Source organism: Paenibacillus sp. S150 (assembly GCF_019352175.1).
Lineage (GTDB): Bacteria > Bacillota > Bacilli > Paenibacillales > Paenibacillaceae > Paenibacillus_AQ.
On the sequence record NZ_JACBYI010000003.1, the window covers coordinates 140,927 to 166,679 of the forward strand.

19 protein-coding genes are annotated in these 25,753 nt (G+C 54.9%); 2 read left to right on the top strand and 17 right to left on the bottom strand.

Annotation, left to right across the window (positions count from 1 at the left end):
- Positions 1 to 24: 24 nt before the first annotated feature.
- From HYD27_RS05085 to HYD27_RS05120, 8 genes are all read right to left on the bottom strand, one after another.
- On the bottom strand, positions 25 to 888 hold the full coding sequence (locus HYD27_RS05085) for an ABC transporter permease (protein ID WP_375373896.1): 864 nt from the start codon (positions 886 to 888) through the stop codon (positions 25 to 27).
- 256 nt (positions 889 to 1,144) lie between these two features.
- Positions 1,145 to 4,132: a glycosyl hydrolase gene (locus HYD27_RS05090; RefSeq protein WP_219212209.1), complete on the bottom strand. Its 2,988-nt coding sequence runs from the start codon at positions 4,130 to 4,132 to the stop codon at positions 1,145 to 1,147.
- Positions 4,133 to 4,443: 311 nt separating this feature from the next.
- A complete protein-coding gene (locus HYD27_RS05095; RefSeq protein ID WP_219212211.1) occupies positions 4,444 to 4,587 on the bottom strand; it encodes a hypothetical protein in 144 nt (47 codons plus the stop codon).
- 1,417 nt (positions 4,588 to 6,004) lie between these two features.
- The gene (locus HYD27_RS31905) at positions 6,005 to 7,414 is read right to left on the bottom strand and encodes an SEC-C metal-binding domain-containing protein (protein WP_228744985.1); all 1,410 of its coding nucleotides are present in this window, start codon (positions 7,412 to 7,414) and stop codon (positions 6,005 to 6,007) included.
- Positions 7,415 to 7,926: 512 nt separating this feature from the next.
- Positions 7,927 to 9,120 (bottom strand): metallophosphoesterase, encoded by a 1,194-nt coding sequence (locus HYD27_RS05105; protein ID WP_219212213.1) that lies wholly within the window; start codon positions 9,118 to 9,120, stop codon positions 7,927 to 7,929.
- Positions 9,121 to 10,645: 1,525 nt separating this feature from the next.
- Positions 10,646 to 11,059, bottom strand: coding sequence for a bacteriohemerythrin (locus tag HYD27_RS05110; RefSeq protein ID WP_219212216.1), 414 nt, complete (start codon positions 11,057 to 11,059; stop codon positions 10,646 to 10,648).
- Positions 11,060 to 11,303: 244 nt separating this feature from the next.
- Positions 11,304 to 11,780: a riboflavin biosynthesis intermediates N-glycosidase gene (locus HYD27_RS05115; RefSeq protein WP_219212218.1), complete on the bottom strand. Its 477-nt coding sequence runs from the start codon at positions 11,778 to 11,780 to the stop codon at positions 11,304 to 11,306.
- Between the two features lie 32 nt (positions 11,781 to 11,812).
- Positions 11,813 to 12,718 (bottom strand): NUDIX hydrolase, encoded by a 906-nt coding sequence (locus HYD27_RS05120; RefSeq protein ID WP_219212219.1) that lies wholly within the window; start codon positions 12,716 to 12,718, stop codon positions 11,813 to 11,815.
- Positions 12,719 to 13,048: 330 nt separating this feature from the next.
- Between HYD27_RS05120 and HYD27_RS05125 the strand changes: the two genes are divergently transcribed.
- Together HYD27_RS05125 and HYD27_RS05130 are read left to right on the top strand one after the other, a co-directional pair.
- Positions 13,049 to 13,207, top strand: coding sequence for a hypothetical protein (locus tag HYD27_RS05125; protein WP_219212221.1), 159 nt, complete (start codon positions 13,049 to 13,051; stop codon positions 13,205 to 13,207).
- 23 nt (positions 13,208 to 13,230) lie between these two features.
- A complete protein-coding gene (locus HYD27_RS05130) occupies positions 13,231 to 15,375 on the top strand; it encodes an alpha-amylase family glycosyl hydrolase (RefSeq protein WP_219212223.1) in 2,145 nt (714 codons plus the stop codon).
- Positions 15,376 to 16,078: 703 nt separating this feature from the next.
- On the opposite strand, the gene HYD27_RS05135 is transcribed toward HYD27_RS05130, so the two are convergent.
- From HYD27_RS05135 to HYD27_RS05175, 9 genes are all read right to left on the bottom strand, one after another.
- Positions 16,079 to 17,149 carry a dihydrodipicolinate synthase family protein gene (locus tag HYD27_RS05135; protein WP_219212225.1) on the bottom strand — a complete coding sequence of 357 codons (1,071 nt, stop codon included), beginning with the start codon at positions 17,147 to 17,149 and terminating at the stop codon, positions 16,079 to 16,081.
- Positions 17,149 to 18,213, bottom strand: coding sequence for an NAD-dependent epimerase/dehydratase family protein (locus HYD27_RS05140; protein ID WP_228744986.1), 1,065 nt, complete (start codon positions 18,211 to 18,213; stop codon positions 17,149 to 17,151). The genes HYD27_RS05135 and HYD27_RS05140 overlap by 1 nt, the downstream gene beginning before the upstream one ends.
- A 377-nt stretch (positions 18,214 to 18,590) precedes the next feature.
- Positions 18,591 to 20,354: an IlvD/Edd family dehydratase gene (locus HYD27_RS05145; RefSeq protein WP_219212227.1), complete on the bottom strand. Its 1,764-nt coding sequence runs from the start codon at positions 20,352 to 20,354 to the stop codon at positions 18,591 to 18,593.
- Positions 20,355 to 20,385: 31 nt separating this feature from the next.
- Positions 20,386 to 21,225, bottom strand: a complete 840-nt coding sequence (locus HYD27_RS05150; RefSeq protein WP_219212229.1) for an amidohydrolase family protein — start codon at positions 21,223 to 21,225, stop codon at positions 20,386 to 20,388.
- 82 nt (positions 21,226 to 21,307) lie between these two features.
- Positions 21,308 to 22,072 carry an SDR family NAD(P)-dependent oxidoreductase gene (locus HYD27_RS05155; protein WP_219212231.1) on the bottom strand — a complete coding sequence of 255 codons (765 nt, stop codon included), beginning with the start codon at positions 22,070 to 22,072 and terminating at the stop codon, positions 21,308 to 21,310.
- A 21-nt stretch (positions 22,073 to 22,093) separates the two neighbouring features.
- Complete coding sequence (locus HYD27_RS05160) at positions 22,094 to 22,750, bottom strand: RraA family protein (RefSeq protein WP_219212233.1); 657 nt, start codon at positions 22,748 to 22,750, stop codon at positions 22,094 to 22,096.
- A gap of 41 nt (positions 22,751 to 22,791) precedes the next feature.
- Positions 22,792 to 23,799, bottom strand: coding sequence for a Gfo/Idh/MocA family protein (locus HYD27_RS05165; protein WP_219212235.1), 1,008 nt, complete (start codon positions 23,797 to 23,799; stop codon positions 22,792 to 22,794).
- Positions 23,796 to 24,794 carry a Gfo/Idh/MocA family protein gene (locus HYD27_RS05170; protein ID WP_219212236.1) on the bottom strand — a complete coding sequence of 333 codons (999 nt, stop codon included), beginning with the start codon at positions 24,792 to 24,794 and terminating at the stop codon, positions 23,796 to 23,798. Before HYD27_RS05170 ends, HYD27_RS05165 begins: the two co-directional genes overlap by 4 nt.
- Positions 24,795 to 24,833: 39 nt before the next feature.
- On the bottom strand, positions 24,834 to 25,739 hold the full coding sequence (locus HYD27_RS05175) for a Gfo/Idh/MocA family protein (protein WP_228744987.1): 906 nt from the start codon (positions 25,737 to 25,739) through the stop codon (positions 24,834 to 24,836).
- Positions 25,740 to 25,753 lie beyond the last annotated feature (14 nt).

Sequence of the window (25,753 nt, forward strand, 5' to 3'; positions counted from 1 at the left end):
GCAATATTGGCATTGCTCCAGTGTTTACCATAGGCTTGAGCCCATTTTTCTCGCTGCCTTATTGGCCAGGGCGAGCAGTCCGATGCTGACCACTGCCTTGAAAAGCCCCGCAGCCGCAGCATAGGAGTAACGGTTGTTCAGAATCCCCATCCGGTAAACATACGTGTCGATCACATCGGAGACGTCGCGCAGGATCGGATTCGTTGCCAGAATCAGAATATCCTCGAATCCGGCATTCAGTATATTGCCTACGGCCAGAATCAGGAAGATGATAATGACCGGCCGGATGCAGGGAAGCGTGATCAGCTGAATCTGCTTGAAGCGCCCCGCTCCGTCAATGGAAGCGGCTTCATAGAGATGCGGGTCTATTCCGGCAATCGCTGCCAGGTAGACGATGGCGGCGAAGCCCATCTCCTTCCAAATCCCGGTTCCTACGAGAACCCCCCAGAAATACTCCGGCACCGACAGGAAGCTGATAGGCTCTGAGGTGAGATTCAGATGCATAAGCAGCATGTTAACGCTTCCATTATCGGTTGAAAGCATGGAGCCCACGAACCCGCCGACGATGACCCAGGAGAGAAAATGCGGCAAATAGCTCACCGTCTGGATAATCCGCTTGAACAGCATGACCCGCACTTCATTCAGCATCAGCGCCAGCAGGATCGGAGCCGGAAAGCCGATGCACAGCTTCAGCAGACTGATCACAATCGTGTTGCGCATGACTGTCCAGAAGTCAGGAGAATTGAAGAACGCCTCAAAATGCTTCAGCCCGACCCAGGGACTGTGAAAAAAACCGCCGAACAGCTGGTAATCCTGGAATGCCATGAGTACCCCATACATCGGCAGATAGCTGAACACGAAGATAAACAGCATTGCGGGCACTACCATCAGCTGAATATCCCATTGCCTGATCCACCGGGCCCACCATGACACCCGGTTTCCTTCCGCCCTGATTCTGATAACGGCTTTTCGTTCGATTTCCACGTCTGTCATCCTTCCTGTTTCTCACTGAAACGCCGGGCTGCCTCCCGCAGGAGACGGCGCAGCCGTTTCTGCTTGCTCTATACCTTAATCTTATGCAGTTCGGGAAGGAGGCACCAGTACCGTGGTCAACGAAAAGTGTCGTCCAGCAATGATGAGTGGATTACAGCTTGACGGCCATCACATCGTCAATGTACAGCGTTCCGCTGCCTTGGGTTCCGTTGCCCTGGGCCACGTAGAAGGCAAATTCCTTAATTGAACCCGGATCAATGACTCCATTGCCCCCCGTTGACCAGCCGGGTCTTGCAAACGCTGTAAAAGGAAGGGTTACCAGCTGTGGCGAGGTTCCTTCAATCTTGATGCCGGCTTCCCATACTTCACCGTTTGTCTCATGAAACTGGACCGCCAGCTGGCGGTTCGAGCCATCCGGCTGCAGCCAGAAGGTGATGGCCTCCATGCCCGGCCATTCCTTGCCCATGCTGCGGTAGACTCCGGCATACCCGGGATTGCCGATGGTATAATCCAGCTTCAGCCCGTAAGTCCCGCTGCTCAGCTGATACGTATCCAGCGTTACGGTTGCGGCGTTGCCGGAGACATTGCGCTGCCATTTGGAGCGCAGGCTGCTGTCCGAGCCGCCATATTGCTCGAAATCGTCGATGATATAGCTGTCCGCCGGAGGCGGAATAAACGGGCCGTTGCCGGTCTCCCCGTTATTCAGCGCACGGGAGTCGCTGTAGACCGCCTGGATGCCGCTGATTGAATTCTTGTCGGTCAGATACTCCGACCAGGTCATGAAATACACATAGCGCGGCTGCTTCTCCCGCAGCATCTGCATATCCGGCAGCTCGCCGTTCTCACCAATGGCAATGGGACGTCCCCCGCTAAGCTTCACCAGCTTGTTATAATAGCTGTCACGGTAATCGTTGTTGTATATATCCATGGCAAGCACATCCACCATATTATGGCCGGGATAATAAGGGGCTGAATCGTATGCCCAGGAGCTCTCCGCATTCGGACTCCATACCCAGACCAGATTATCCAGACCATGCAGGTTCGTGAAACGGTCATACATATTGTTCCACAGCTGCTTGAACAGCTCCGGCCTTGCGCCCCACCAGAAGAATTCAGCATTCATCTCATGGTACGGGCGCCACAGTACCGGAATGCCTGCTTCCTTCAACTGCTCCAGGTAACCGGCTACTTCGTCTATCTGGGCAGCCCACTGGTTATACAGCGCCGTGCCCGGAGTCACGATGTCTGTCATCTGGGCTTCGGTCACATCTCCCGTAACACTCTCCCAGCCGGAGGCTGCCGGGTCCATGGGCCGGGTCTGATGGTAGGTCAGAGTGACCATGGTTCCCGCCTGGCCCTGAAGCATCGCCTCGTCAACCATGGCTTGGCGCAGCTCAGCCATGTCGCCGCCGGTATAATAGGCAAAATCCGAGCCCCACAATGCCGGATAATACCCCGTCAGCTCTGCTGCCGTGTCATACCACTCCGCGGGTTTTTCGTAATAGTTGTGCTGCCCCGTATAGACGGCATCGCCAACCGTGGCATAGAGGCGGCCCAGCAGCGCCGACGCTTCCACCGATGCATTCGGATTGACCGGTTCCATCTTGCCGGTGGTCACCTGGAGCGCGCCCGCTGCAGAAACAGCCGTTCCTTCACTTACCGCCGTGACCTCAATGTCATATATACTTTCAGGCGACAAGCCTTCCAGCTTGTAATTGTACAAGGATTGTCCGGATATATATGGAACTGTCAGGCTGCTCCAAACGGCGTCGGCAGTTTTTTTGTAGAGCAGCTTGTATTCCCTCACCCCAAAGGGGCCAGTGGACGCAGCCCACTCCAGCTCTGCCGATACCCCGTCTATGGCTCCTGCCGCAAAGCTTGCCGGCGCACCCGGCGACAGGTCCGCGGGTATGGAAGGCATTCTGCCGGCAAACACCTGATCCATGAACATATCCCCGCCGCTCAGATTGCCGGCCCGCAGCTGAAGGTAAGCTCCGGCCGCTCCAATCTGAATCTCCTGCTCCGAACGGGACCAGGCTGCGGTGGCGTTTGTATACAGCGGGTGAGAGACAGCCGAAGTTCCTTGATAGACATCGAGCGTGACTGTAAAGGTCCCCGGCGGCAGCGCATTAAACCGGGACCAGTACGAGACAAGATAGGAAGTATGGCTGTCCACCGGTACTTCTGACGTCTTAGCTGTGGATTCATTCAACAGCTGCAGGGCGTATTGCCCGGAGTAGGGATCATACGTTGTGGTTTGTACTGTCCCGGTGGTCTGCCACGATGCTGTACTTCCGGTCTCCAGGTCACCGTCCGGCACCAGATTGGGTCCCGGTGTAGCTTCGAGCCCCATTACAGCATCCGAGGTATTGCCGGCGACATCCTTGGCCCGCAGCATAATGGCATACACCGAATAGGAATCAAGATTATGAAGCGTGTAGGTATACTGTGTGACGGATTCCTGGTGGGGAACAGCCACTGTATTCCAGTCTGCGGCATCTGCCTTCTTGTAGGACAGCTGGTAGGAATCAACGCCCATGTCATCCGTGGAGCCTGCCCAGGTCAGCTTCAGTGCTTCGGGTTCATGCTCTGCCTGCCACACACCGGGAGTCGTCGGCCGTTCAATATCGACATTTTCCCGGATGACAGCATCGTCGATATAATAATCCTTGCTGGTGCCGTTCCAGAACGACAAGCGGATATACTGCACATCTGGTTCCGGCGTGTACAGCAGCTGACGGTATTCCCAGTCGGTCGAGCCTGAGAAATGAAGCAGCTCCTTACTCTGCTGTGCGCCGAAGGCATCCATATCAATCGTTGCATTCGTCACCCCTGTTCCGGCGAATTTGACCCATAAACCGACCCGGTACGTTTTCCCCGGGACTACGGACACTGATGCTGAAGCGCCCCCTGTATTGCGTTTGACCTGGAGGCTTTTTTCCCCTCCGTGCTTCTCGGCGGCGGTCACCGCCGGACTTCCCCACTTTTCCCACCCCGTATCTCCCGCTTCAAAGCCGGGATTGCCCAGCAGATTCTCCCCGGCCGCCTCTGCCTTCGCCGGCGGGACAAGAATTGATGCAACCAGCAAAACTGCGGCCAGCCAACCATGGAACCATTTTTTCTCCATTGGTGGTACCACTTCAATCAGGCCTCCATTGATATACTGCCGGTGGAATTACGATCACAGCATCGTCCGGCACCTCCAATGTAAGCGGTTACCATTAAGCGCAACAAGGTACAGCAGCAACGAAAACTATGCTGCAGCAACGATGTCCGGCTTTCCTGCCGATTTACAATTTGTCCGCAAGAACTGAACGAAAGGCCCCGTTGCCGCAGGACACGCCGAGCACCTGTTTCCCCCCACAATCTAGGGCAATTCCCTTCCAGCGGACCGCCCCGCCACCAGCCCGGACTGATTCCGGCTTTCCCGGGAGATGCCGCCATCCCGGCTTACGAAGACCCCGCCACATCACAGCGGGCATACAGCACTTTGCCGTCCACCGGATGCTGAATCAGTCCCGTAATATAGCCGCCGCCACCCGGCGGCCAGGCGGAATCCGTTTCGCCGCACCCTCCCGCAATCTTATCTTCCACACTATAAATCCTTGGATTTAAAGAACAAAACGGCTATGCTGCCCTTTACTGGGCAGCATAGCCGTTTGAAATTCAGGTTTAAGGCCGGCTGCTGAAGCCAGGCAGAAAACCAAACGGAAAAAGGTCACTTCATACTCCCCTCCGCCGCTTTTCCGCAAGCGTTAGCGGAAAAAGGATACCTAATCCATCCGTTTCTCCCCCCTTGCAGAGGAATACGCCTACATTAAGATGAACTTGAAATATTCATAAAAAGGGCAGCCCTCTTAGTGGTAAAAAGGATAACTAAGGTAGCGCATTCGGATTCCGGATCATCCCTAGTGGGAAAAAGTACAACTAATCCGGCTGAAATCAGCCATGTGGAGGGAGCGGGCCTCTATTAAGTGTACAAAATCCCACTAAAGCCCGTTAAAGCCAGAATTCCAGCCCATTAGTGTTACTTTTTCCACTTCGCTTCTGTTCCCCATGAATCTCCTTGCGTTTCATCTGCTTGTTCAGGTTCTCCGCTTCCATTCCTATAGATTAAATTACCTTTTTGGCTCAACACCAAAATCAGCGGGTGACGATGTGAATGAAGTCCGCTGCGGGTTCAGAGGGTTCTTCCGGCGCTGCTAAAGCCCGGTCTCCTGATTGGAATAAGATTGCAGGTTGAATTTAGATGGAGCCAGCTTTTTCCCACGATTCTTTTAAGACTTTTCCGGCCGAATATCCGGCCGTGTAAGTGTACTAATTCTTACGAATTCCACTTCATTCACTCCATTCCACTTCACGTCCCTGCCCCAGCAGGAGCCTCGGTTGGACCCGCTCTATTTCCGCGCTTCCTCCTGCAAAACATAGAACCCGCAGACTCAGCAGGCTCAGGAGACTCTGCACCATTCAGCAAACTCTGCAGACTCAGCACGACTCAACACCCCAGTGCGATTCAGCACGACTCAGTACGGTTCAGCATGATTAAGACGCATTACAATTTTCCCTCTAACTTCATAACATACCTTATCCACAATTGACGAGAAGCATAATTTTCTAAACGAGAATAAAACGGGTACGCTGCCCTTTACCGGGCAGCATACCCGTTTGAAATTAACAAATGGCAGAATGCTTTTCTTAAAAGATAAGAATTTATATGTTTCACGCTATCAATTAGCCTTATCTTTCCCGCTGAAACGGATACCGTCCTTATAAGGACGTCGTAGCCGTTTCAGCTTGAGTGAAGCTGCTGGCTGCCCCCTCAACCGTTCCAGATCCCCGGAGGTTGAAGCCGTATCAATACTGCTCAGAAAATGATAAATCCAGAGCCGCCGACTCATCCTCCCTGTGGAGCACCGGCTTGCCGGCAAGTTCCGTCAGCACCTCTGCCAGACAAGATCATAGGGCCTCTGAGATGATTTCATTTGCCGGCATGTCATTGATATTGGAACCATCATCGTGTCTCTCCTGCGGAGAAATCCGTCAAGTAGGCATCCAGATCAAAATTTTTCATCTTTCCTGCACAGCAAAATTTGAATTTTTTCCCGCTGCCGCAAGGGCAGGGATCATATATGTTCTCAGGGGTTAACTGCTCCAGGAGTGCCTTATTCAAATCGTTTAAATCCTCTATAAACTCCATACCCATGATATAATTCCAGCCGTAGTAATCACATACACGCTGCACCTGCTCCATCCTTGCTTCTGTACTTACCCGGATTATAATCGGACGCTGCTTCGATCCCCAGCCCTTGAGGGGAAATCTGCTGGCAGCTACCGGATTAGCAGCCGCCTCGCTTGCCGCTGTCTGCTGCTGAAGCTTGCGTTCAGGCTCTGGAAGTTCCCCAGCGAGACTGCCCATGTACATTTCGGCAATGGGATAGAACGACTCAAGTTCACCTTTGATAACGTCCAGGTTATTCTTGTCCAGCACCGGCATTGCTGCAGCTGCTGCTTCATTGAAGCCTTTTGCCACAGCAAGCTCCTCCTCAGTAGGAAACAAAGGAGGTGCCTCCTCCTTGAACCTATCAAGAATCTCGAACAAAGAGTATAATCCGATTGCCAGCATCTCACGCAGATCCAGAGCATTCAACCTGGTGTAGGTGCCCGCATAAATCAGCATTTGACGAAAGTGCTTGGCAGCCAGCTCAACCTCACCTATTTCCAGCAGCAATCGGGCAAGCGAATAGTGAGATTCCATCTGGGAAGCATCAACGCTGATTGAATACTCGAAAACAGCAGCGGCTAGTTCTGCTCTGCCACCTTTATAGTATAAATTCCCCAGCTTGTTCCACAGATAAGCATCCTCAGGCTGCTCCTTCAGCTGCTTCAGAAAATGCTCCTCTCCCTCACTCATCCACTGAAATCTGCTGCCGTCATAAAGGGTAAGTCCTCCGTACATGACACCGTCCGTGATGTCATCCTCCGAACCATCCATTTTTCTCATCATGCCTGCCATCAGTTCAAACAATAAGCTTGAAGAGGCAAGCTCCCATGCGCCGGCACTGTTGCATTTATTGCAGCGGATATAGCCGGTAAATTGCACATAATCCAATATCGCGGTTTGCAAATCGAATGAGTTGTCCTTTTCTCCGGCAATTTCACCGCCGTTTCTGACAGCATTCCATTTATCAATATCGAACGCAATTACTCCTACATCATATACATCTGCAGCCCCGCATGCGGTACAACGCAGCCGCTGTTTATTTTGGGGGTTGGGCGGAGCTATCCTTTTTTTTCGCTTGTGTACCATTCGACCCGCTTTTCCGGGCAGCATCGCTAGCGTCGGCACTTCGTTTTCTTGGAGTTTAACACCTGTCATAACACGGATTAAAAGGGGGTTAATTCCCGATTCCTTGCGTCTCATGCTCACTTCGCTCCTTATCTTATTTTTGCCATGCCTTATTTAAAGACCTGCTCAGCTTTTGCAGCAATGCCGTCAACTAGCCGCAGCACATCGGAATCCAGGAGCATGATCTCGTCCGATCGAGGGGGAGCTGCTTAGACAGCAGCATGAGCCGGGCTGCAGTAAGCAAGTAGAAACGGCTACGCCGTCCTTGTAAAGGACGGTGTGTTTCAGCGAGAAATAGAAGGATAATTTAGTGTGCAGAGCATATAAATTCTTATATTTTGAAAAAAAATGACTGTCTTCCGACCGTCCTTGGCATGCCCGGTCCTGCTGTCCGTCTCTTGCCAATACTTTATTGAAGGTAACTTACCTTGAAGTGAATGTCAAAGCTTTTCCGGCTAATGTCTATGTCTATTATAATATCAACGCGTATAACCCCGCCATCCCTAACTCGGAGACAACGGGGACTACGGGTAACAGGCTAGTGACTCGGTGTGGGGGCATACGGATCAAAAGTTGCCGATGCCCTATCAGATCAACACAGGATTGCCTGACACATGCTCTTCGCTATAACGTTTGCTGCCTTCAGGCATAACCTCCAGCTTGATCAGCTCGGAACGGCTGGCCAGGCGGATCGGGGGCCCCCAGGTTCCGTAGCCGGAAGAGACGACCACATGCAGCTTATCCTTGCGCAGGTAGCCCCAGTCCAGCTCGAACAGCCGTCTGGTGATCCAGTGGTTCGGGGCGATTTGGCCCCGGTGCGTATGGCCGGACAGCAGTACATCGACTCCCGCCTTGGCTGCGATGTCAAAGCCGGTCGGCTGATGATCCATCATAATCACAGGCCGCGACAGGTCGAGTCCTTCCAGTAAAGACGCTACACTAAGGCGCCCTCCCGCTTCCATGGCTTCGGCTGTCTTGTCTTTGCGGCCCACGATATACAGTCCGGCGGCTTCCACCACTTCATCCTGCAGCACCTTAATGCCGACGCTGTCCATCAGCTCGGTGTATTGCCGGATGGAGCCGCCGTAATATTCATGATTGCCCAAGACTGCATACACGCCGTGGCGCGCCTCAAGCTTACGGATCTCTTCGCTCATTCCGTTGCGGATAAACGGCTCAATGCTGTCATCCAGCACATCCCCGGCGAGCAGAATCAAATCCGGCTGCATCCGGTTGATCTCCGCGACCATCCGGCGCAGGTGGCGGTTGCCGACAATGTTGCCCAGATGCAAATCGGAAGCAACCGCTATAGTTAGGGGAGCGCTGGTTCCAATAGACTTGTCTATTGGGATCGGATGCTTGCGGACAACGGTACTCCAGGCGTTGCGTGAACCCCAAATCAGGAAGACGGCCAGCAGCACAACCAGCGTGGTCCCCGCCTCTGAAGTGAACGCCGTCCGTTCAAAGCCCACCAGACCCAGCACCCAGTACAGCAAATCCGTTAGCGGCAGCACGATAATGGCAAATTCCATGCAGGCCAGATAATACGAGCCGATGACTTTGAACAGCCGGGCAACCGGCTTCACAGTCTTGGGCCAGGGAACCATCCCGATCATATAAGCAAAAGCAATAAGCAAAAACACCGGCCAATATACAGCGGCGGAAATCCCCGGCAGCCAAGCCTTCAGCAGAACCCACAGATGCAGGCCAATGTAGACATTCACAAGCCCCAGCACAAGCAGCATGACAAGCCCCGAAGCGAGCATACGCAATATTTTCATCCTTCCACTCCCTTGTCCTGCAGTTTATCTAAATCTCTACTTCAGATGATAACACAAAGTATTTCGCGTGTATAAAATGGGAGCGATCATTAGGATAAAACCATATCCTCATACAGCTGACACTCCAAACGGGATAATTTGCGGCCTTTTAATTGCAGCAATTACAGTCAGCACATGCAAGCAGAAACGGCTTCGCCGTCCTGATAAGGACGGTATCCGTTTCAGCGGGAAAGATAAGGCTAATTTTTAGCGTGAAACATATAAATTCTTATCTTTCAAAATAACCCCACAAAGTGGGGCCTTGGCTTCGATAATGACTCAGGTACTTTGCGGGGAACCCAAAACATATACATTCTTATCTTTCAAGCAGAAACGGCTGTGCCGTCCTTGACCGGGCAGCGCAGCTGTTTGCATTTCAGGTGTAAGGCTGGCTGCTGAAGCCAGGCGGGAAGCCAAGTGGAAAAGGTCACTTCATATTTCCCTTCCCCCAGCCGCTTTTCCGCAAGCGTTAGCGGGAAAAAGGATACCTAACCGATCCGTTTCTCTCCCTTGCAGAGGAATACGCCTACATTAAGATGAACTTGAAACATTTGTCCAAAGAGCAGCCATTTTAGTGGTAAAAAGGATAACTAATTCACCTCATTCGGAGACTGGATCATCCCTAGTGGGAAAAAGTACAACTAATCCGGCTGAAATCAGCCATTTGGAGGGAGTGGGCCTCCATGAAGTGTACAAAATCCCACTAAAAATCGTTAAAGCCAGAATTCCAGCCCATTAGTGTTACTTTTTCCACTTCGCTTCCGTTCCCTATGAATCTCCTTGCGTTCCATCAGCTTGTTCTGGTTCGCCGGTTCCATTCCTATACATTAAGTTTCTTTATTGTGTTTTTTAAAGATTACAGAACCGCCTCCCGCTTAAACAGCGGAGCGGATGGACGGACCCGCGGAACAGCGGCATCGGCCGCCCGGGTCTCGGGATTTTCACCGCTAAGAGACTGCGGCGAAATAAAGTACCGCTACATTGTTGACAAAACTCCCAAAACCGTGGAGCTTTTGTCAACATAAGCGGGTACTCATTTCCTCGCAGCTCCTAAGGGGAATGAAATAAATCTGGAGAGCACAGCGACCCGGACAACGCCCCGTTCGCGGAGCGTCCACTCCAAAAGCCTACGTCTATCCTGCGCAAGCGGAAACGGCTCCGCCGTCCTGATAAGGGACGGTATCCGTTTCAGCGGGAAAGATAAGGCTGGTTTTTAGCGTGAAACATATAAATTCTCTTTCAAAATAACCCCACAAAGCCATCCATGCCGCTGACGCGGCACCACAGATGATAGATGGGGGTAGATTTTGTTGCGTTTAATTTCTTGCGGCCTTTAATCGATTATCCACATCCTTAAAGTTATTTCCAGGGTAGCGGGGCCTGGGCTTCGATGGTTTACTCAGGGAATTTGCGGGGACCCCAAAACATATAAATTTTTTCAAAAAAAAGAAAATGCCCTGCGGCATCTTCATCCTCATTATGTACTTTATATGGCTTGATTGCCTTTGCCCGCCATGCATTGTCCGATCAGCTTGTCGCATTTGTTGATATGATTGAGCAGCCAGTCCGTTAATGTGCGGTTCAGCTTGATGGTGGACAGAACAGAGGCCCCTTTGGTCTTAATGCTCTCTTCCAGTTCCAGCACAGTCTGCACGAACTCGGCATGTGTCTTGCGGTGCTCGGCCAATTCCGGGAAGTCGATATCCTGCATCAGGTTCTCCTCGTCGCTGAAATGCTCAACCGTATAATCTTTGAGGAATTTCAGGGTTTCTTCGATCTTCTCTTTCCCCTGCTGGTTTGTGCACGCCTCAAAAAAATCATTCAGCTTCACAAGCAGCTGTCTGTGCTGGCAGTCAATCTTCTCCACCCCGATGTCATATGAATCCTTCCAATGTATCATGGATTCGCCCTACCCCCTTCCATATTTTACATAATGAAAAGCATACTTCATTCTCTGCTTTTCTCCATAAAAGTTCTGTAAACAACATCACACGACAGAATGTAACAAAGAGCAGAAACAATTCCCGCTTAAACGCGGAGAGTGCCCTTGCCGAGGCTAATGTTGCTCCGCTCAAACAAAAGGGCTATCCTGAGCAGCCATTGCAGAGCCTGCGGGTCAGCCCAATCGATACGCCGGGGAGTGCTTATTCCTGCAGCAGTTCATCGCGCAGCTGTGTCAGCACTTCTCCCAGCCAATTGGTGCCTCTCCAGGTGCTTCTGCTGCGGATACGGGGATCGTCTTCCGTAAGACCTGCACCCCATATGCGGTCCGTTGGACTGGCCTCCACCAGCGTGGTTCCCCTTGTGTTCAACAGCAGCTGCAGCAGCTCTTCATTTTGCAGGAATTTCTCCCGGTTCCCCTGGTAAACAATTCCTTTGCAGTGTGTGCTCCACAGGGCATCGTTGAAGCCGCTGACTTTGCGTCCCAGCTCCTTTTGCTCCCTTGGCGTTCTTGCCCGCAGGATCTGCATGGCTGTCTCTTCATCCTTGAATAAAAGGGCTTTGCCATACATCATGTATTGCTCTGCGCAGTTGAAGGTATGCTCTTCGATCATGAAATAGCAAGGATACCACTGGGAGAACGGCGAACCGCTGCGGTAAAAGTAAGTAAAATTCTCCATTCGTAACTCTCCATTCTATCTTCGTTCGTCATTTAATTGGAATCCCGGTCCACTCTGTACCGGTACAGCTTCGAAGGCCGGTGGCCGGCGTCTTTGGTATATTCTGCAGTTTCGGCCACACTGTCGGCAATTTTGCGGCGGAATGCCGGAGCCAGCAGCTCCCGGCCGAGTATAATTTCATAGACCCGCTGAAGCTCGGACAGAGTGAACAACGGCGGCATCAAATTGAAAATAATATCGGTGTATTCCACCTTGCCGCGCAGGCGTTCGATCGCATACTGGATCATCTTCAGATGGTCGAAGGCGAAGCCGTTATTCTCGGCAATCTCCCGCTGAACGCGCCGGACATGCCCCTGGACAGTTTCAGTACGGGAGACCACACCGGTTAAGGCAATTTCCTCCTTATGCAGGGTAAGCCGGATCCGTTCTTCCTGCACATATCCGCCCGCAAGCTCCTTGCGGCTGGATTCCAGCACCTCATAGCCGACCTCGAACCAGTCCGCATCGGCGGCATCATCGCCGGCCTGCACATGGAGCGCAGTGCGGTCAACCAGCGCCATGTAAGAGCTGCTGATAACCCGCATGCGCGGATCACGTCCCACCTCCCCCCAGGTAAAGAGCTGCTCCATATAGACATTATCGATATTCGTCTCACTGTACAGCTCCCGGCGGGCGGCGTCTTCAAGACTCTCGTCTACGGAGACGAACCCGCCTGGCAGCGCCCATTGTCCAAGAAAAGGATGCTCTCCGCGCTGTATCAGCAGCAGCTGCAAGGATTTCTCCGGCAGCTTGCGGTAATTGTCCTGCTCCCGCTCCATCACCGTAAAGATAAGCATATCCACAGTAACGGACGGACGCTCATACATCCCGGCATCGTAGCCTTGCAGAAATTGTTCCTCGGTTAAGCCTTTTCGGTCAGTGACCGGTTCTCTGGACATATACAAGCTCCTTTGCAGATTCCAATTTTTAATTATTAACATTTTGTTATTATCATATTGTTATTATATATCAACTGCCCCTCTGCAAGTCAAGCATAAATCTGGAAGCGATCTTTTCTTTCCGCTTCTTCCACGCTTCTTTATGTTTCATCATTGTTTCGACACAGTCCAGCACATGCTCCACATTATTTTCCATTTAAGGTATTGACTTGTTCTGATAGAGAGTGTTATTTTGATAGGGAAACCGGTTTCTCGCACCCCGATAATAGATTTAAGCAATTATTCGATGTAAAAGGCATGGACAACCCGCTGTTTGCGGCGGCCAGCCCTATGAATCTTTCTTCAGCGCTGGATACGGTATCCGCAAACGGGAAGATGCTGCATAAGCAAAAAGTAAGCGTTCTATCAGCTGTACCTGCCAAGCTGCTCCAGCGGTTGCGCACCCGCTTTCCGGCAAGCCGGGCAGGCTCGAAATTCAATAATCTGTAGACATTTGAAGGGAGAGTTAAAGGATGAAATTGCATAACAAGCTTGCGGCGGCCCTATCGCTTTCGATAAGCATAGTTTTGGGTGCCGCATTGCCGGCCTCTGCTGATCCGGATACAAGCGTTGCCAACAAACTTAATTACAGTACGGATGTCATTTATCAAATTGTGACCGACCGGTTCGTGGATGGCAATACTTCCAACAACCCGACAGGCTCTGCCTTCAGCAGCGACCAATCCAATTTGAAGCTGTATTTCGGAGGCGATTGGCAGGGAATCATCAACAAAATCAATGACGGTTACCTGACAGGTATGGGGGTTACAGCAATTTGGATCTCCCAGCCGGTGGAGAACATCACCTCTGTGATCAGCTATTCCGGTGTGAACAACACAGCCTACCACGGGTATTGGACCCGGGATTTCAAAAAAACCAATGCCGCCTTCGGGAGCTTCACCGATTTTCAAAATCTGATTTCCACCGCGCATGCGAATAACATCAAGGTCATTATCGACTTTGCTCCCAACCATACCAGCCCGGCTTCATCGACAGATGCCAGCTTTGCCGAGAACGGCGCGCTGTACGACAACGGCACACTGCTCGGCAAATATGGAAGCGATTCCGGCGGTTTGTTCCATCATAACGGCGGCACGGATTTTTCAACGATTGAAGACGGCATTTACAGAAACCTCTACGATCTCGCAGACATCAACCACAACAACAGCACGATTGACACCTATTTCAAGGACGCCATCCAGCTCTGGCTGGGCCTTGGTGTAGACGGCATCCGGTTTGATGCGGTAAAACATATGCCGTCCGGCTGGCAAAAAAGCTATGTTTCCTCCATCTACAGCAGCAGCCATCCGGTATTTACCTTTGGGGAATGGTTTCTTGGCACGGATGAAACCAGCCCGGACAATGTCAATTTTGCCAACAACAGCGGTATGAACCTGCTTGACTTCGCCTTTGCCCAGGAAGTCCGCGAAGTATTCAAGGACAAGTCGGAAACGATGAGCGAGCTCAACTCGGTGCTTGCCTCTACCGCATCCAGCTATAATTATATTAATAATATGGTAACCTTTATCGACAACCATGATATGGACCGCTTCCAGGTGGCGGGTTCCAGCACGCGGCCGACCGAACAGGCCCTGGCGCTCACACTGACATCCCGGGGAGTTCCTGCCATTTATTATGGCACCGAGCAGTACATGACCGGCGTCGGCGATCCGAATAACCGGGCGATGATGACAGCGTTCAACACCAACACAACAGCCTACAAACTGATTAAAGCCTTGGCTCCGCTGCGCAAGTCCAATCCCGCCATTGCTTACGGAACAACAACGCAGCGCTGGGTCAACGACGATGTATACATTTACGAACGCAAATTCGGCAATAATGCCGCTCTCGTTGCCATTAACCGCAACACGTCCGCAGCCTATCCGATTTCGGGCCTTTCAGCTTCACTTCCTGCCGGCACCTACACAGATGTGCTGAATGGACTGTTAAGCGGCAATTCAATTTCCGTTGGCAGCAGCGGCTCCGTCGCCAATTTCACACTTGCGGCAGGAGGAACGGCGGTTTGGCAGTATACAGCTCCAGCTTCAACACCCGCCGTTGCCAATGTCGGACCAACCATGGGCAAGCCCGGCAATACAGTAACAATTGACGGCCGCGGCTTCGGCAGCACAGCGGGTACCGTCTACTTCGGAACTACCGCTGTTACCGGCTCGAGCATTGTAAGCTGGGAAGACTCTCAGATTAAAGTGAAAATCCCAAGTGTCACCGCCGGCATAACGGCGGTATCGGTAACCACAGCCTCCGGCTCGGCGAGCAGTGCGTTCAGCAACTTCAACGTGCTGACGGCCGATCAGGTCACCGTGCGCTTTAAAGTCAACAATGCCACCACAGCCCTTGGAACAAACGTATATCTGGTCGGAAATGTGGCAGAGCTTGGTGCCTGGAGCCCTGCGGCGGCGATTGGTCCAATGTACAATGTGGTTGAAGCAGCATACCCGACCTGGTATTTCGACGTAAGCGTGCCTGCGGGTACGGCGCTGCAGTTCAAGCTGATCAAATCGAACGGCACTGCTGTTACCTGGGAAGGCGGCAGCAACCATACGTATACAACGCCTGCCAGCGGCGTAGGAACAGTGACGGTCGATTGGCAAAATTAAACGTAGCTGTGACGGGTTGGACGGATCGTCCAATGCCAAACGATAGGCACAGCTTGCTATAATGCCGGCCAGAATGAAGCCGGAGGCGCTGAACCGAACAGAAACGGCCCGACGCACTTTGAGAGGCTGTCTCCGGTCAGTGGGAATAGAATAATAAAACGAGCACGGATGCTTTGCGCCCCCTTTTGGGCCTGGCAAAGACTCCGTGCTCGTTTATGTACAAATATAAGAATTTATATGCTTGGCATACTAAATTATCCTTCTATTTCTCTCTGAAACTCCCCGTCCCTTATAAGAACGGCGTAGCCGTTTCTGCTTGAAAGATAAGAATGTATATGTTTTGGGGTCCCCGCAAAGTACCTGAGCCATCATCGAAGCCAAGGCCCCGCTTTGCGGGGGTATTTTGAAAGATAAGAATCTATATGTTGCACGCTATACATTAGCCTTATCTTTCTCGCTGAAACGGATACCGTCCTTATCAGGACGGCGAAGCCGTTTCTGCTTGTGCTGTGAATTTCTGCTTATGCCGCTCTGAACGGCTTCACAAGTGCCGGGGACCGCACAATACTGACGAAAGGAACCGGAGCGGTGCGATTGTTGCTTCTCCGCCCTTCCCCCTTAGACATTGCTTTTCGATCAGCGCGAAGGCACTCTGTAATTCCGTCCAGGCGCATACACAAAAATAAATGCGGCGAATTATCTTTTACCGGAGCCATTCCTCCAGATGCGCAGCCACAAAATCGTCATCTACGAGATGCGGGTAATCCCTGCACACTCTGCTGATTTCCTCCAGCTGGCCGGGCGAGAGCCGCTCCTCCGGATTCAGGCACCACAAGCCTTCGAGCAGACCCTGACGGCGCAGCGCCTCATGAATGCCCGGAATGCAGCCGTGAAAATGATGGGCCGGATCAAACAGCGCCGCATTGCTGTCCGTCACCTGGATGCCCAGGGTCAGCCAGCTTGCGGCGAAGCTTGAATCGCTGCGGATTTTTTTGATCTCCCCCAGCAGCTGAACCGCTTTGCTTGTCCAGGCCGCCCAGTGTCCGAGAAGCCCGCCGACGATTTTTTTCTCCACAGGCTTACCGTCAACGATGAAGCGGTAGGTGGTGAGCAGATCGGCGACGATATTATCGTCATTGCCGGTATAGAGCGCAATCTCCCCGCAGCGGGAGGATTCCATCACGGCCCTGGCCACATCCAGGCTCTGATACCGGTTGAAGGGGGCCATTTTGATGGCGATAACGCCTTCTATTTCCGCAAAGCTCCGCCAAAAGTCAAAGCTTAGAATCCTGCCTCCAACGGAAGGCTGCAAATAGAAGCCAAATACTGGAATTACATCGGCCACTCTGCGCGTCCGTTCCAGCAGCTGTTCCTCGCTCCAATCCTGCAGTCCGCCCATGCTCAGCAGTCCTGCGTCATAGCCCAGGCCTGCCGCGAGCCGCGCCTCCTGAACCGCCTGCTCCATGCCGCCGCATATCCCCGCAACCTTCAGGAAGGGACGCTCCGGAGCAGCCCGCTCCACCTCTTCCGCCGCCAGCCTCAGCACCGGCTCCAGCAATCCGGTCTCAGGCTCGCGGATCTCGAACTGGGTGGAGTGTACTGCCACGGCAATCCCGCCTGCGCCGGAGGCGATATAGTATCGGGTCAATGCCCGCTGGCGGCGTTCATCCAGCTTGCGCTCTGGGGTAAGCGCCAAGGGGTGCGCCGGAATTGCCAGTCCATCATGCAGCGCTTCATACAGCTCCGGGGTTAGGGATCTTCTCGTTATGCCCATCAATATTTGCCCTCCCGTTCCTGAAAATGCGCCGGCTTGTTCCAGGTCTCACCGCCCCGGCGGACCCATTCCGCCACCCAATCGATCATCCGGGCAAGCGGTACCTGCGGATACCCGAAGGATGCGGCGGCCTTGGAGGCATTGCTCAGCAGCGCGTTCGGCGCTTCCTCCCCGGTGAATACCGGCTCCACGCCCAGCCTGCGGCCGATTTCAAGCGCGGCCCAGCGCAGCGGCACGGTCTCCGGTCCCGTAATGTTCATGACATTCGGCGGTGAGCTGCAGCGGAGCAGCGCGCGCAGCGCGATCTCGTTGGCATCCCCCTGCCAGATCACGTTGGCGTGCCCCATGGTCATATCAATCGGCCTCCCCTCCTTGACGGATCTGGCAAGCTCATGCAATACGCCATAGCGCAGATCTATGGCATAGTTCAGCCGATAGATGAACACCGGAGTTCCGTTTGTGTGTGAAAAATGCTCGAAGATCCGCTCGCGTCCCAGACAGGACTGCCCATACTCGCCGTTGGCATTCGGGGAGGTCTGTTCCGTAGCTCCCCCCTGTCCGACAGGAGTAAACGGGTAGACGTTGCCTGTTGAGAACACAACGATCCGTGAATTGCGGAAGCGTTCCGCCACACGTCCGGGCAGATAGGCATTCATCATCCATGTGAAATGCTCATTGCCCGTGGTGCCGAATTTATTGCCGGCCATATAGAGAATGTTTTTCGTTGCCGGAAGAGCCTGCAGCGCGCTGTCATCGCACAAATCGGCAGAAATGGCCTCCACTCCGGCTTCGATCAATTCCTGCTTCAGGGCACCGTTGGAAAAGCGGGAGACCCCGATCACCTTCTTGTCCAATCCGGCCTCACGGATGGCATTGACTGCCAGGCGGGCAAGGCTCGGACCCATTTTGCCGCCAACACCGAGCAGCATAATATCGCCGTCGACCCGGGCAAGCTCCTCCAGCAGAACAGCCGACGGACGTGCCAGCCGGTCTTCCAGCTCTTGAACGGATTGAATCTCGGCTTGCGTGCCGGATTGTAATGCAGGTATCATTGCGGGTTGCATAGCGTTCGCTCCTTTCGGTTGTAAACCGTTTTAACTGCCGAATCCCGATTTCTATTGCACAGAGTGCAGCAGAATTGAACATCATCCCATAAAAGTAAACTCTATTGCACAAAATACAGCAGCTTGCAATGACTGGCCGGCTTCGGGTCACTCCACAGCGATGTTCCATAGCAGTGTAGATAACCCTGTATCCGGCTGCTGACATAGTCAACGCTTTCGATCCGCAGCCTTAAGCCTGCAGGGGCAATTCGTTGTATTCAGCTCCGCTCAGACTCAGCGGCAATTCGCCAATAAAGCAAGGTTTAGCAATCAGTAACGCTAGGCCCGTTAGGCCCGATAAGCTTATACGAATAGGACTATGCACTTTTATACAGTAATCAGGAGCCTTCCTCCTTGCCGAGCAGCTCCTGCCGGAGCCCAGCCGGCAGCAGGAAATCGAAGTCGCAGCCCAGATTCGCCTGCAGCACCCGCTCATGGAACAGCAGGCCATAGCCTCTGTCGTAATGCGGCGCAGGCGCCTTCCAGGAAGCACGCCGCCGCTCCAGCTCCTCATCCGGCACCTTCAGCACAAGCTTTCTCGCGGCGATATCCAGCTCGATTTCGTCGCCGTCCTGCACGAGCGCCAGCGTTCCGCCGACGGCAGCCTCCGGTGCCGCGTGCACGATCAGGGCGCCGTAGGAGGTCCCGCTGATCCGCGCGTCGGAGATGCGGACCATGTCGCGTATGCCGCGCACGAGCAGCTTCTGCGGAATCGGGATTTGCCCGATCTCCGGCATGGCGGGCGCGCCCTTGGGCCCGGCGTTCTTGAGCACCAGCACGCTGTGCTCATCGACCTCAAGCTCCGGATCGTCGATCCGCCGCTGCAGGTCCGCCGGGCTCTCGAACACCACCGCTCGCCCGGTGTGCTGCTTCAAATGCGCCGATACCGCTGTCTGCTTGATCAGCGCCCCGTCCGGCGCGAGATTGCCGCGAAGCACGGCAATTCCGCCCTGGCTGTCCAGCGGCTCCGCCGCGCTGCGGATTACATCCCGGTCCAGGACAGCCGCCCGGACCAGATTCTCCGTAACCGTCCGGCCGGTTACGGTCAGGCAGCCGCCGTGCAGCAGCGGCTCCAGCTCTTTCATCAGCGCAGGCACGCCGCCTGCCTCAAAATACTCCTCCATCTGATATTTGCCCGAAGGCCGCAAATTCAGAATGAACGGCGTCCGGCTGCTGATCGCGTCGAACGTCTCCAGCGGCAGCTTCCGTCCAAGCCGCTGGGAGATGGCCACCAGATGGATGATGGCGTTCGTCGAGCCGCCGCTGGCCATCGTCACCGTGATGGCGTTCTCCATCGCCCTTTCGGTCATAATGTCGCGGGGGCGGATATCCCGCCGCACCAGCTCCACGATCTGCTTGCCGGTCCGCTCGGAGAGATGCCTGCGGCGGCTGTCCGGCGCGGGAATCGCCGCGCAGCCCGGCAGCGCCATGCCGATGGCTTCGGCAATCGAGGCCATGGTGCTGGCAGTGCCCATCACCATGCAGTGCCCGTCGCTGCGGCAGATGGCGTCCTCCGCCACCGCCAGCTCCTCGTCGGTGATATTTCCCGCTTTATGCTCCAGCGTGAAGCCATAGCAGTCCGTGCAGGCCCCGAGGCTGCGGCCTCCCAGACGGCCGTTCAGCATCGGCCCGCCCGTGAGCACAATGGCCGGAATGTTCACGCTGGCTGCGGCCATCAGCTGGGCGGGGACTGTTTTGTCACAGCCCCCGAGCAGCACGACCCCGTCAATCGGGTGGCCTTTCATCATTTCCTCCGTATCCATCGCCATCAGGTTCCGCAGCAGCATCGTCGTCGGCTTGACATAAGGCTCGCCAATCGAGATTGTCGGGAATTCCATCGGTACGCCGCCCGCCTGCCAGACCCCGCGCTTCACATAATCCGCCAGCTCATTGAAATGGGAATGGCATTTATTCAGCTCGCTGAACGTATTGCAGATGCCGATGACCGGCTTGCGCAGATCCTCTTCCGTGTAGCCCATTGATTTCGTGAAGGAGCGGTGGATGAAGCCCCACAGCTCCTTTTCCTGAAAGTATTCTTCGCTTTTCAGTCTGCGCCCTGCCCCACTGCTGCCGCCGTTATTACCCCATGTGCGCTCAACCATGTCCCCATCTCCTTAGAAGTGTGGTGATATGTCATATCAATCCCAGAATTTCCGGGGTCTGACGGTGAATAATCGCTTCGACGAAATCCTGCGGCACACGCGGAAGCCGGGTTCCCTCCACCAGATCATTGATCCGGTACAGAGCGTCCAGCATCTGCTGCGTTCCGAAGAACGGATAATCCGAGCCGAACAGCAGCTTGTCCTGAACCCCGTACTCCACCGCGGATACCAGGGCATTATAGAACTGCCAGGGACGGCTGCCGAGCGCGGACACATCCATGTACATATTGGGGTGCTTGCGTACGAGCGAGATGCATTCATCCACCCAGGGATGGCCCATATGGGCCACAATCATTTTCAGCTTCGGAAAAGCGCGGGCAACCGGGTCAAGCATCGCCGGACGGGAAGCATCCAGATACCCCTCCGGCACAAAGGAAGTTCCCTGATGCCACAGAATGGGCACATCCAGCTGCTCCGCTTTGGCATAGAGCGCCATGTGCTTTGGATCATCGGGATAGAAGTTCTGATAGATCGGCGCCAGCTTCAGGCCCTTCAGCCCCAGCTCACGGATGGCCGCCTCAAATTCGGCTACACAATCCGGATTGCCCGGATCAACGCTGGCAAAGCCGAACAGCCTGTCCGGATCGGTCCTGCAGTATTCCGCCACATATTCGTTAGGCACCACCAGTCCGGTGGCATGCGCCGCCATCGCCAGCACAATGGCACCGGAGAAGCCCTCCAGATTGCTCCGGTGCTGCTGCGGTGTCGCTTCGATATCCATCTCCGGTCCCCAGGCGCGCTTTATTGCAGCATCCGTAGGCCCCGCTACCATTCCCGGCCCGAATAAATGCGTATGACAATCAAAGATCATGACTGCTCCTCCTCAAATGAACAAATAATTACAGTCCCTGCTCTCTGTCCTTTTACATCCTGGCCTGAACACCCGCTATACCTTACAGCTCACTCCCGTTCGCCAGATGTCCTCCGTCCACGCGGACCGTCTCACCTGTCACATATGCTGCATCATCGGATGCCAAAAAGAGAAATACATTGGCAACCTCCCGGGGGGTAGCCGCCCGTTTCATCGGGGTATGCTCCGAATGGGACGGCAGCCCGGATTCCTCGCGCAGCCTGCGGTCGAGCGGCGTATCCACGAACCCCGGCGCTACCGCGTTGACCCGGATTCTGTAGGGTGCCAGCTCAACTGCCATCGATTCCGTCAACAGAATAACCGCTGCCTTGGAAGCATTGTAATGCGCAAGCTCCGCGCTGGCCGAAATCCCGTTTTTGGAGCTCATGTTGATAATCGTTCCGCCGCCGCCCTGGGCAATCATCTGCCTCGCTGCAAGCTGGCCGAGCCTGAACACCGCGCGGACATTGATTTCGAAGACCGCATTCCAGTGTTCATGGGAAATGTCCAAAAAAGCCTCTCTGAAGGCAATTCCCGCATTATTGACGACAATGTCAATCCCGCCGAATTGCGCAAATGCGCCGGCCGCAGACTGCTCCAGCTGCGCCGGAACCCGCAGATCGCAGACCTGCGCCGCAGCGCTGCTGTAGCCTTCATTTTCCAGCTCAGTGAGGGCGCCCTGCAGCTCCTCCCCGCTGCGGTCCAGCAGAACCACCTGCGCTCCTTCCTCCAGGAACCGGCGGGCAATCGCCAGTCCGATGCCTCTCGCAGCGCCGGTTACCAGCACTCTTTTTCCAGCCAGTCTCATGCAGGCACCCCATTTCGCAGTTTAGAGCACTCCGTATTTGTCATAGACCTGCCGCAGGGTGAAGCCTTCCAGCAGCTCGTCCCGGGTATGGTTCTCGCGCGTCGCCTTATCCGATGCCAGAGCGAACACCTCATCAATAATTGCACCCGGAATGACCACTACCCCGTCACGGTCGCCAAAGATAATATCGCCGGGATGCACCAGCACCCCTCCGCACAGCACCGGGATATCGTAATCGATGACAATGCCGCGTCCCCGGGAATCCACCGGCTTGGTGCCTGTGGCAAAGACGGGAAAGCCCAGCTCCAGAATTTTGGCGGTGTCGCGGATTAAGCCGTCGACGATCGCGCCGCGCCCGCCCCGCATTTTGGAAGCCGTGGACAGCAGCTCGCCCCAGAGTCCGTTCTGCCGCGATTCGTTCGTGCAGCCGACAACAATCTCTCCCGGCCTGACACTGTCCACCGCCTCAATCTCCTTGGTGTAAGGGTCCCCGGGCAGGTGGTGAATGTCCACGGACAGAACAGTTTTGGCCCGTCCGGCTACCACCCAGGCCGGGTCGACCGGATTGATATTTTCCCGCATCACCTGATAGCGGTATCCTAATTGATCCAGCGTATCGGAGATTACCGCCGAGTAGAGCGTTTCACACATTTTATCGAATAATTCCTGGTCATCCATTTTTATCCTGCCCCTTTTCCGCCTAAGTTGAACTTGGATTATCAGATTGGCTGCAGCCTAAACGGCTGCCCTGCCTCCACCGACCGGTAGGCGCCCAGCGCAACCTCCGCCGACTTCAGACCGTCGAGCCCGTTCACCGGCACCGGCGTGCCTTCCAGCAGCGCCTGCACGAACGCCTTCAGCATCAGCGCATTCATATCGTCTCCCCAGAAGGACCAGCTGCCTTTGCCCGATGTCCTTCCGTACACATTATTCTTCTGATTGAACGCGTCGATGGAGATCACGCCCTCTGTGCCGATAATTTGCAGGGTCACATCCCCCCAGGTCGGGAATCCGGGATTGCGCGACCAGCTTGGATCGAGGACACCGAATACGCCATTCGCAAAGGTCACATGCACCATGCCGGAATCGTCGATGGTCCGCTTGCGCTCGGGATCGAACCTTGTTCCCGCATAGGCATAGACTTGCTCGACCGGAGCTCCCGTGAACCAGTTCATCAGATCCATCACGTGCACAGTGTGATCCAGCACAGCGCCTCCGCCTGAAAGTGCAGGCTCGGCGAACCAGGCAGGGCCGGGAAAAGAGCCCCGGTTCGTCCCTTTAAAGGCTACAATCTCCCCGATCTCGCCCCGGTCCAGCGCTTCTTTGGCCCGGACCACCGGGGTGAGGAAGCGGCAGGGAAAGGCGGTCATCAATTGGACCCCCTTATCTGCGCAGACCGAGATCATCCGCTTCATTTCCTCCACGGACAGACCCAGCGGCTTCTCGCAGAGTATGTGCTTGCCCGCTTCCGCTGAGGCCAGCGTCAGCTCCGCATGATGCACATTCTCCGAACAAATAATCACGGCATCAATCGACGCATCGGCCAGCAGCTCACGGTAATCGCTGTACCAGGGGATGGCATGGCGCTCTGCCAAGGCTGCCGTCCGCTCCGCGGCGCTGTCCGCAATTCCGCCCACAGTCACCTCCGGCATCTGCTGAAGGCAGTCCAGATAATCATAGGCATGGGCATGGGCGAAGCTGATCATTCCCACATTTAACCGGCTCATAGGCCACCTCCTGCAGCTTTAAGCTTCACCGGCAGTCCGGTTGCCCCCGATTTCCCGGCAGCCTCCGCCCAGCGCACCGCCTCTACAGCATCCTCCGCCGTTACCATCGGCTCCGCTCCGCTGGCAAGGCAGCCCAGGAAATGCTCCAGCTCCTCATAATAGGGGTCCTGCAGCAGCACGCTGGAAGGCGTCTCCACGAAGCCGGAACCGGAGCCGGAGGATACCGCCCGCCGGATAAGCAGGCTTTCCCCGTCCGGCGTCCCGCCCGAGATAATAACCTCCGCATCCGCATACTCAAAGGAGGTATGGAACGAACCGGGATACCCCCAAAACGCTTCCAGCTGGGCAAGCGTCCCGTTCTCGAAACGGAAGGTCGCCGAAGCATAATCCATCGTGTCCGACTGATGCTGAAATGCATAGACCTCCGCCGCATCGCCGAAGGCGCCGCGGATATAATCGATATCGTGGATCATCAAATCGATGATTACGCCGCCGCTCAGTGCGGGGTCCCGGAACCACTCTTGAACCCGTCCGGGGTGGGAGCCTGCTCTTTTGGCATGATAGATGCCGCCCTGAGTCCCGCCCAGCTGCACACCTTCCGCAAGCTGCCGGTAGGACGGGAAGAAGCGCACCACATGGCCTACGAACAACCGGACGCCGCGTCCGGCGCAGTACCGGACCGCTTCCTCCGCTTCCCGGGAAGTCAGCGCCAGCGGCTTCTCGCAAATGACATGTGCGCCATAATCAGCGGCCAAGCACACCAGCGGCACATGCAGAAAGGTCGGTACGGCAATGCTGACCACCTCCGGCTTCTCCCGCTCAAGCAGCTCCCGGGCCGACAGATAATAATTGACCCCCGCCAATCTGCCCAGCGCTTCCGCAGACTCTTCCTTAACATCGCATACCGCAACGAGCTCCGCCTCCGGCATGGACATGTAGCGGTCCGCATGAATATTGCCCATGCCGCCGCAGCCGATCACTGCTGTCCTGATCATTTCAGTTCTCCCCTCTCTGACTCTGGCTTTCGATTCTGCTCACAAAAGAACCGTTTGGCCGCTCTCCCTGCTCTCATTAGCCGCCTCAAGGAACCGGATCAGCTCCAGCGTAACCGCTGAATCTACAGGCGGGGGACCGCCCGCTGCCATCGACAAAAACCGCTTGAGCAGATTATGGTGCCCTGCAAGATACCCGCCGCCCAGCGCGTTCACTGCGGTACTGCCCCGTTCCCGGTGCAGCACCGCATAGAAATCCGCGCCGCCGGTACGGTTCCCGCGCATCGTCCCGATCCGCCCGTCCTTCCATAATCCAACCGCCCATTCCTGGGCTTCATTCCCCATGACCTGCACAGAGGTGCAACCTGCACCAAGCGCTGCGTAGAGCATTTCCGCTGTATGGATGCCATACCAGAAGAAGCCCGGCTGGGCCGGCTGCAGCTCCAGCGGGCCGGAGCAGTCCGCTCCCAGGATGGAGCCGGCGCGTTCATCTTCGAGTGCGGCCATCAGCGGGCCGCCGAACCGGACCATGGAGCTTGAGAAGATCGGAGTTCCATAGCTTGCCGCCAGTTCCGCCATTGCCTGCGCATCCGCGCTGGTGACCGCAAACGGCTTGTCGATAAATACCGGCTTGCCGTAAGGGGCCAGTACAGCAAATTGTTCACGGTGCACCCTGCCGTCCACAGAGGTCAGAAGAACCGCGTCCGATCTTCCGGCCACTTCGGCAATGGAATCCGCCAGCTCGACACCCATGCTCTCCCGCAGCTCCCTGCTGATCGGCCCGACTCTTGCGGCGCTCAATTCAAAATCAGCCGAGCCTCCCGGAAACCCGCATGTCAGCCTGCCGCCCGGAACATGCAGCGGATGCGCCGCATCGTTCAGCATCGAAGCATAAATTCTGCTGTGTGAGGTATCCATCCCCACCATGCCAATGTTCAGCTCTCTCAAGCTCCGCCCCTCCG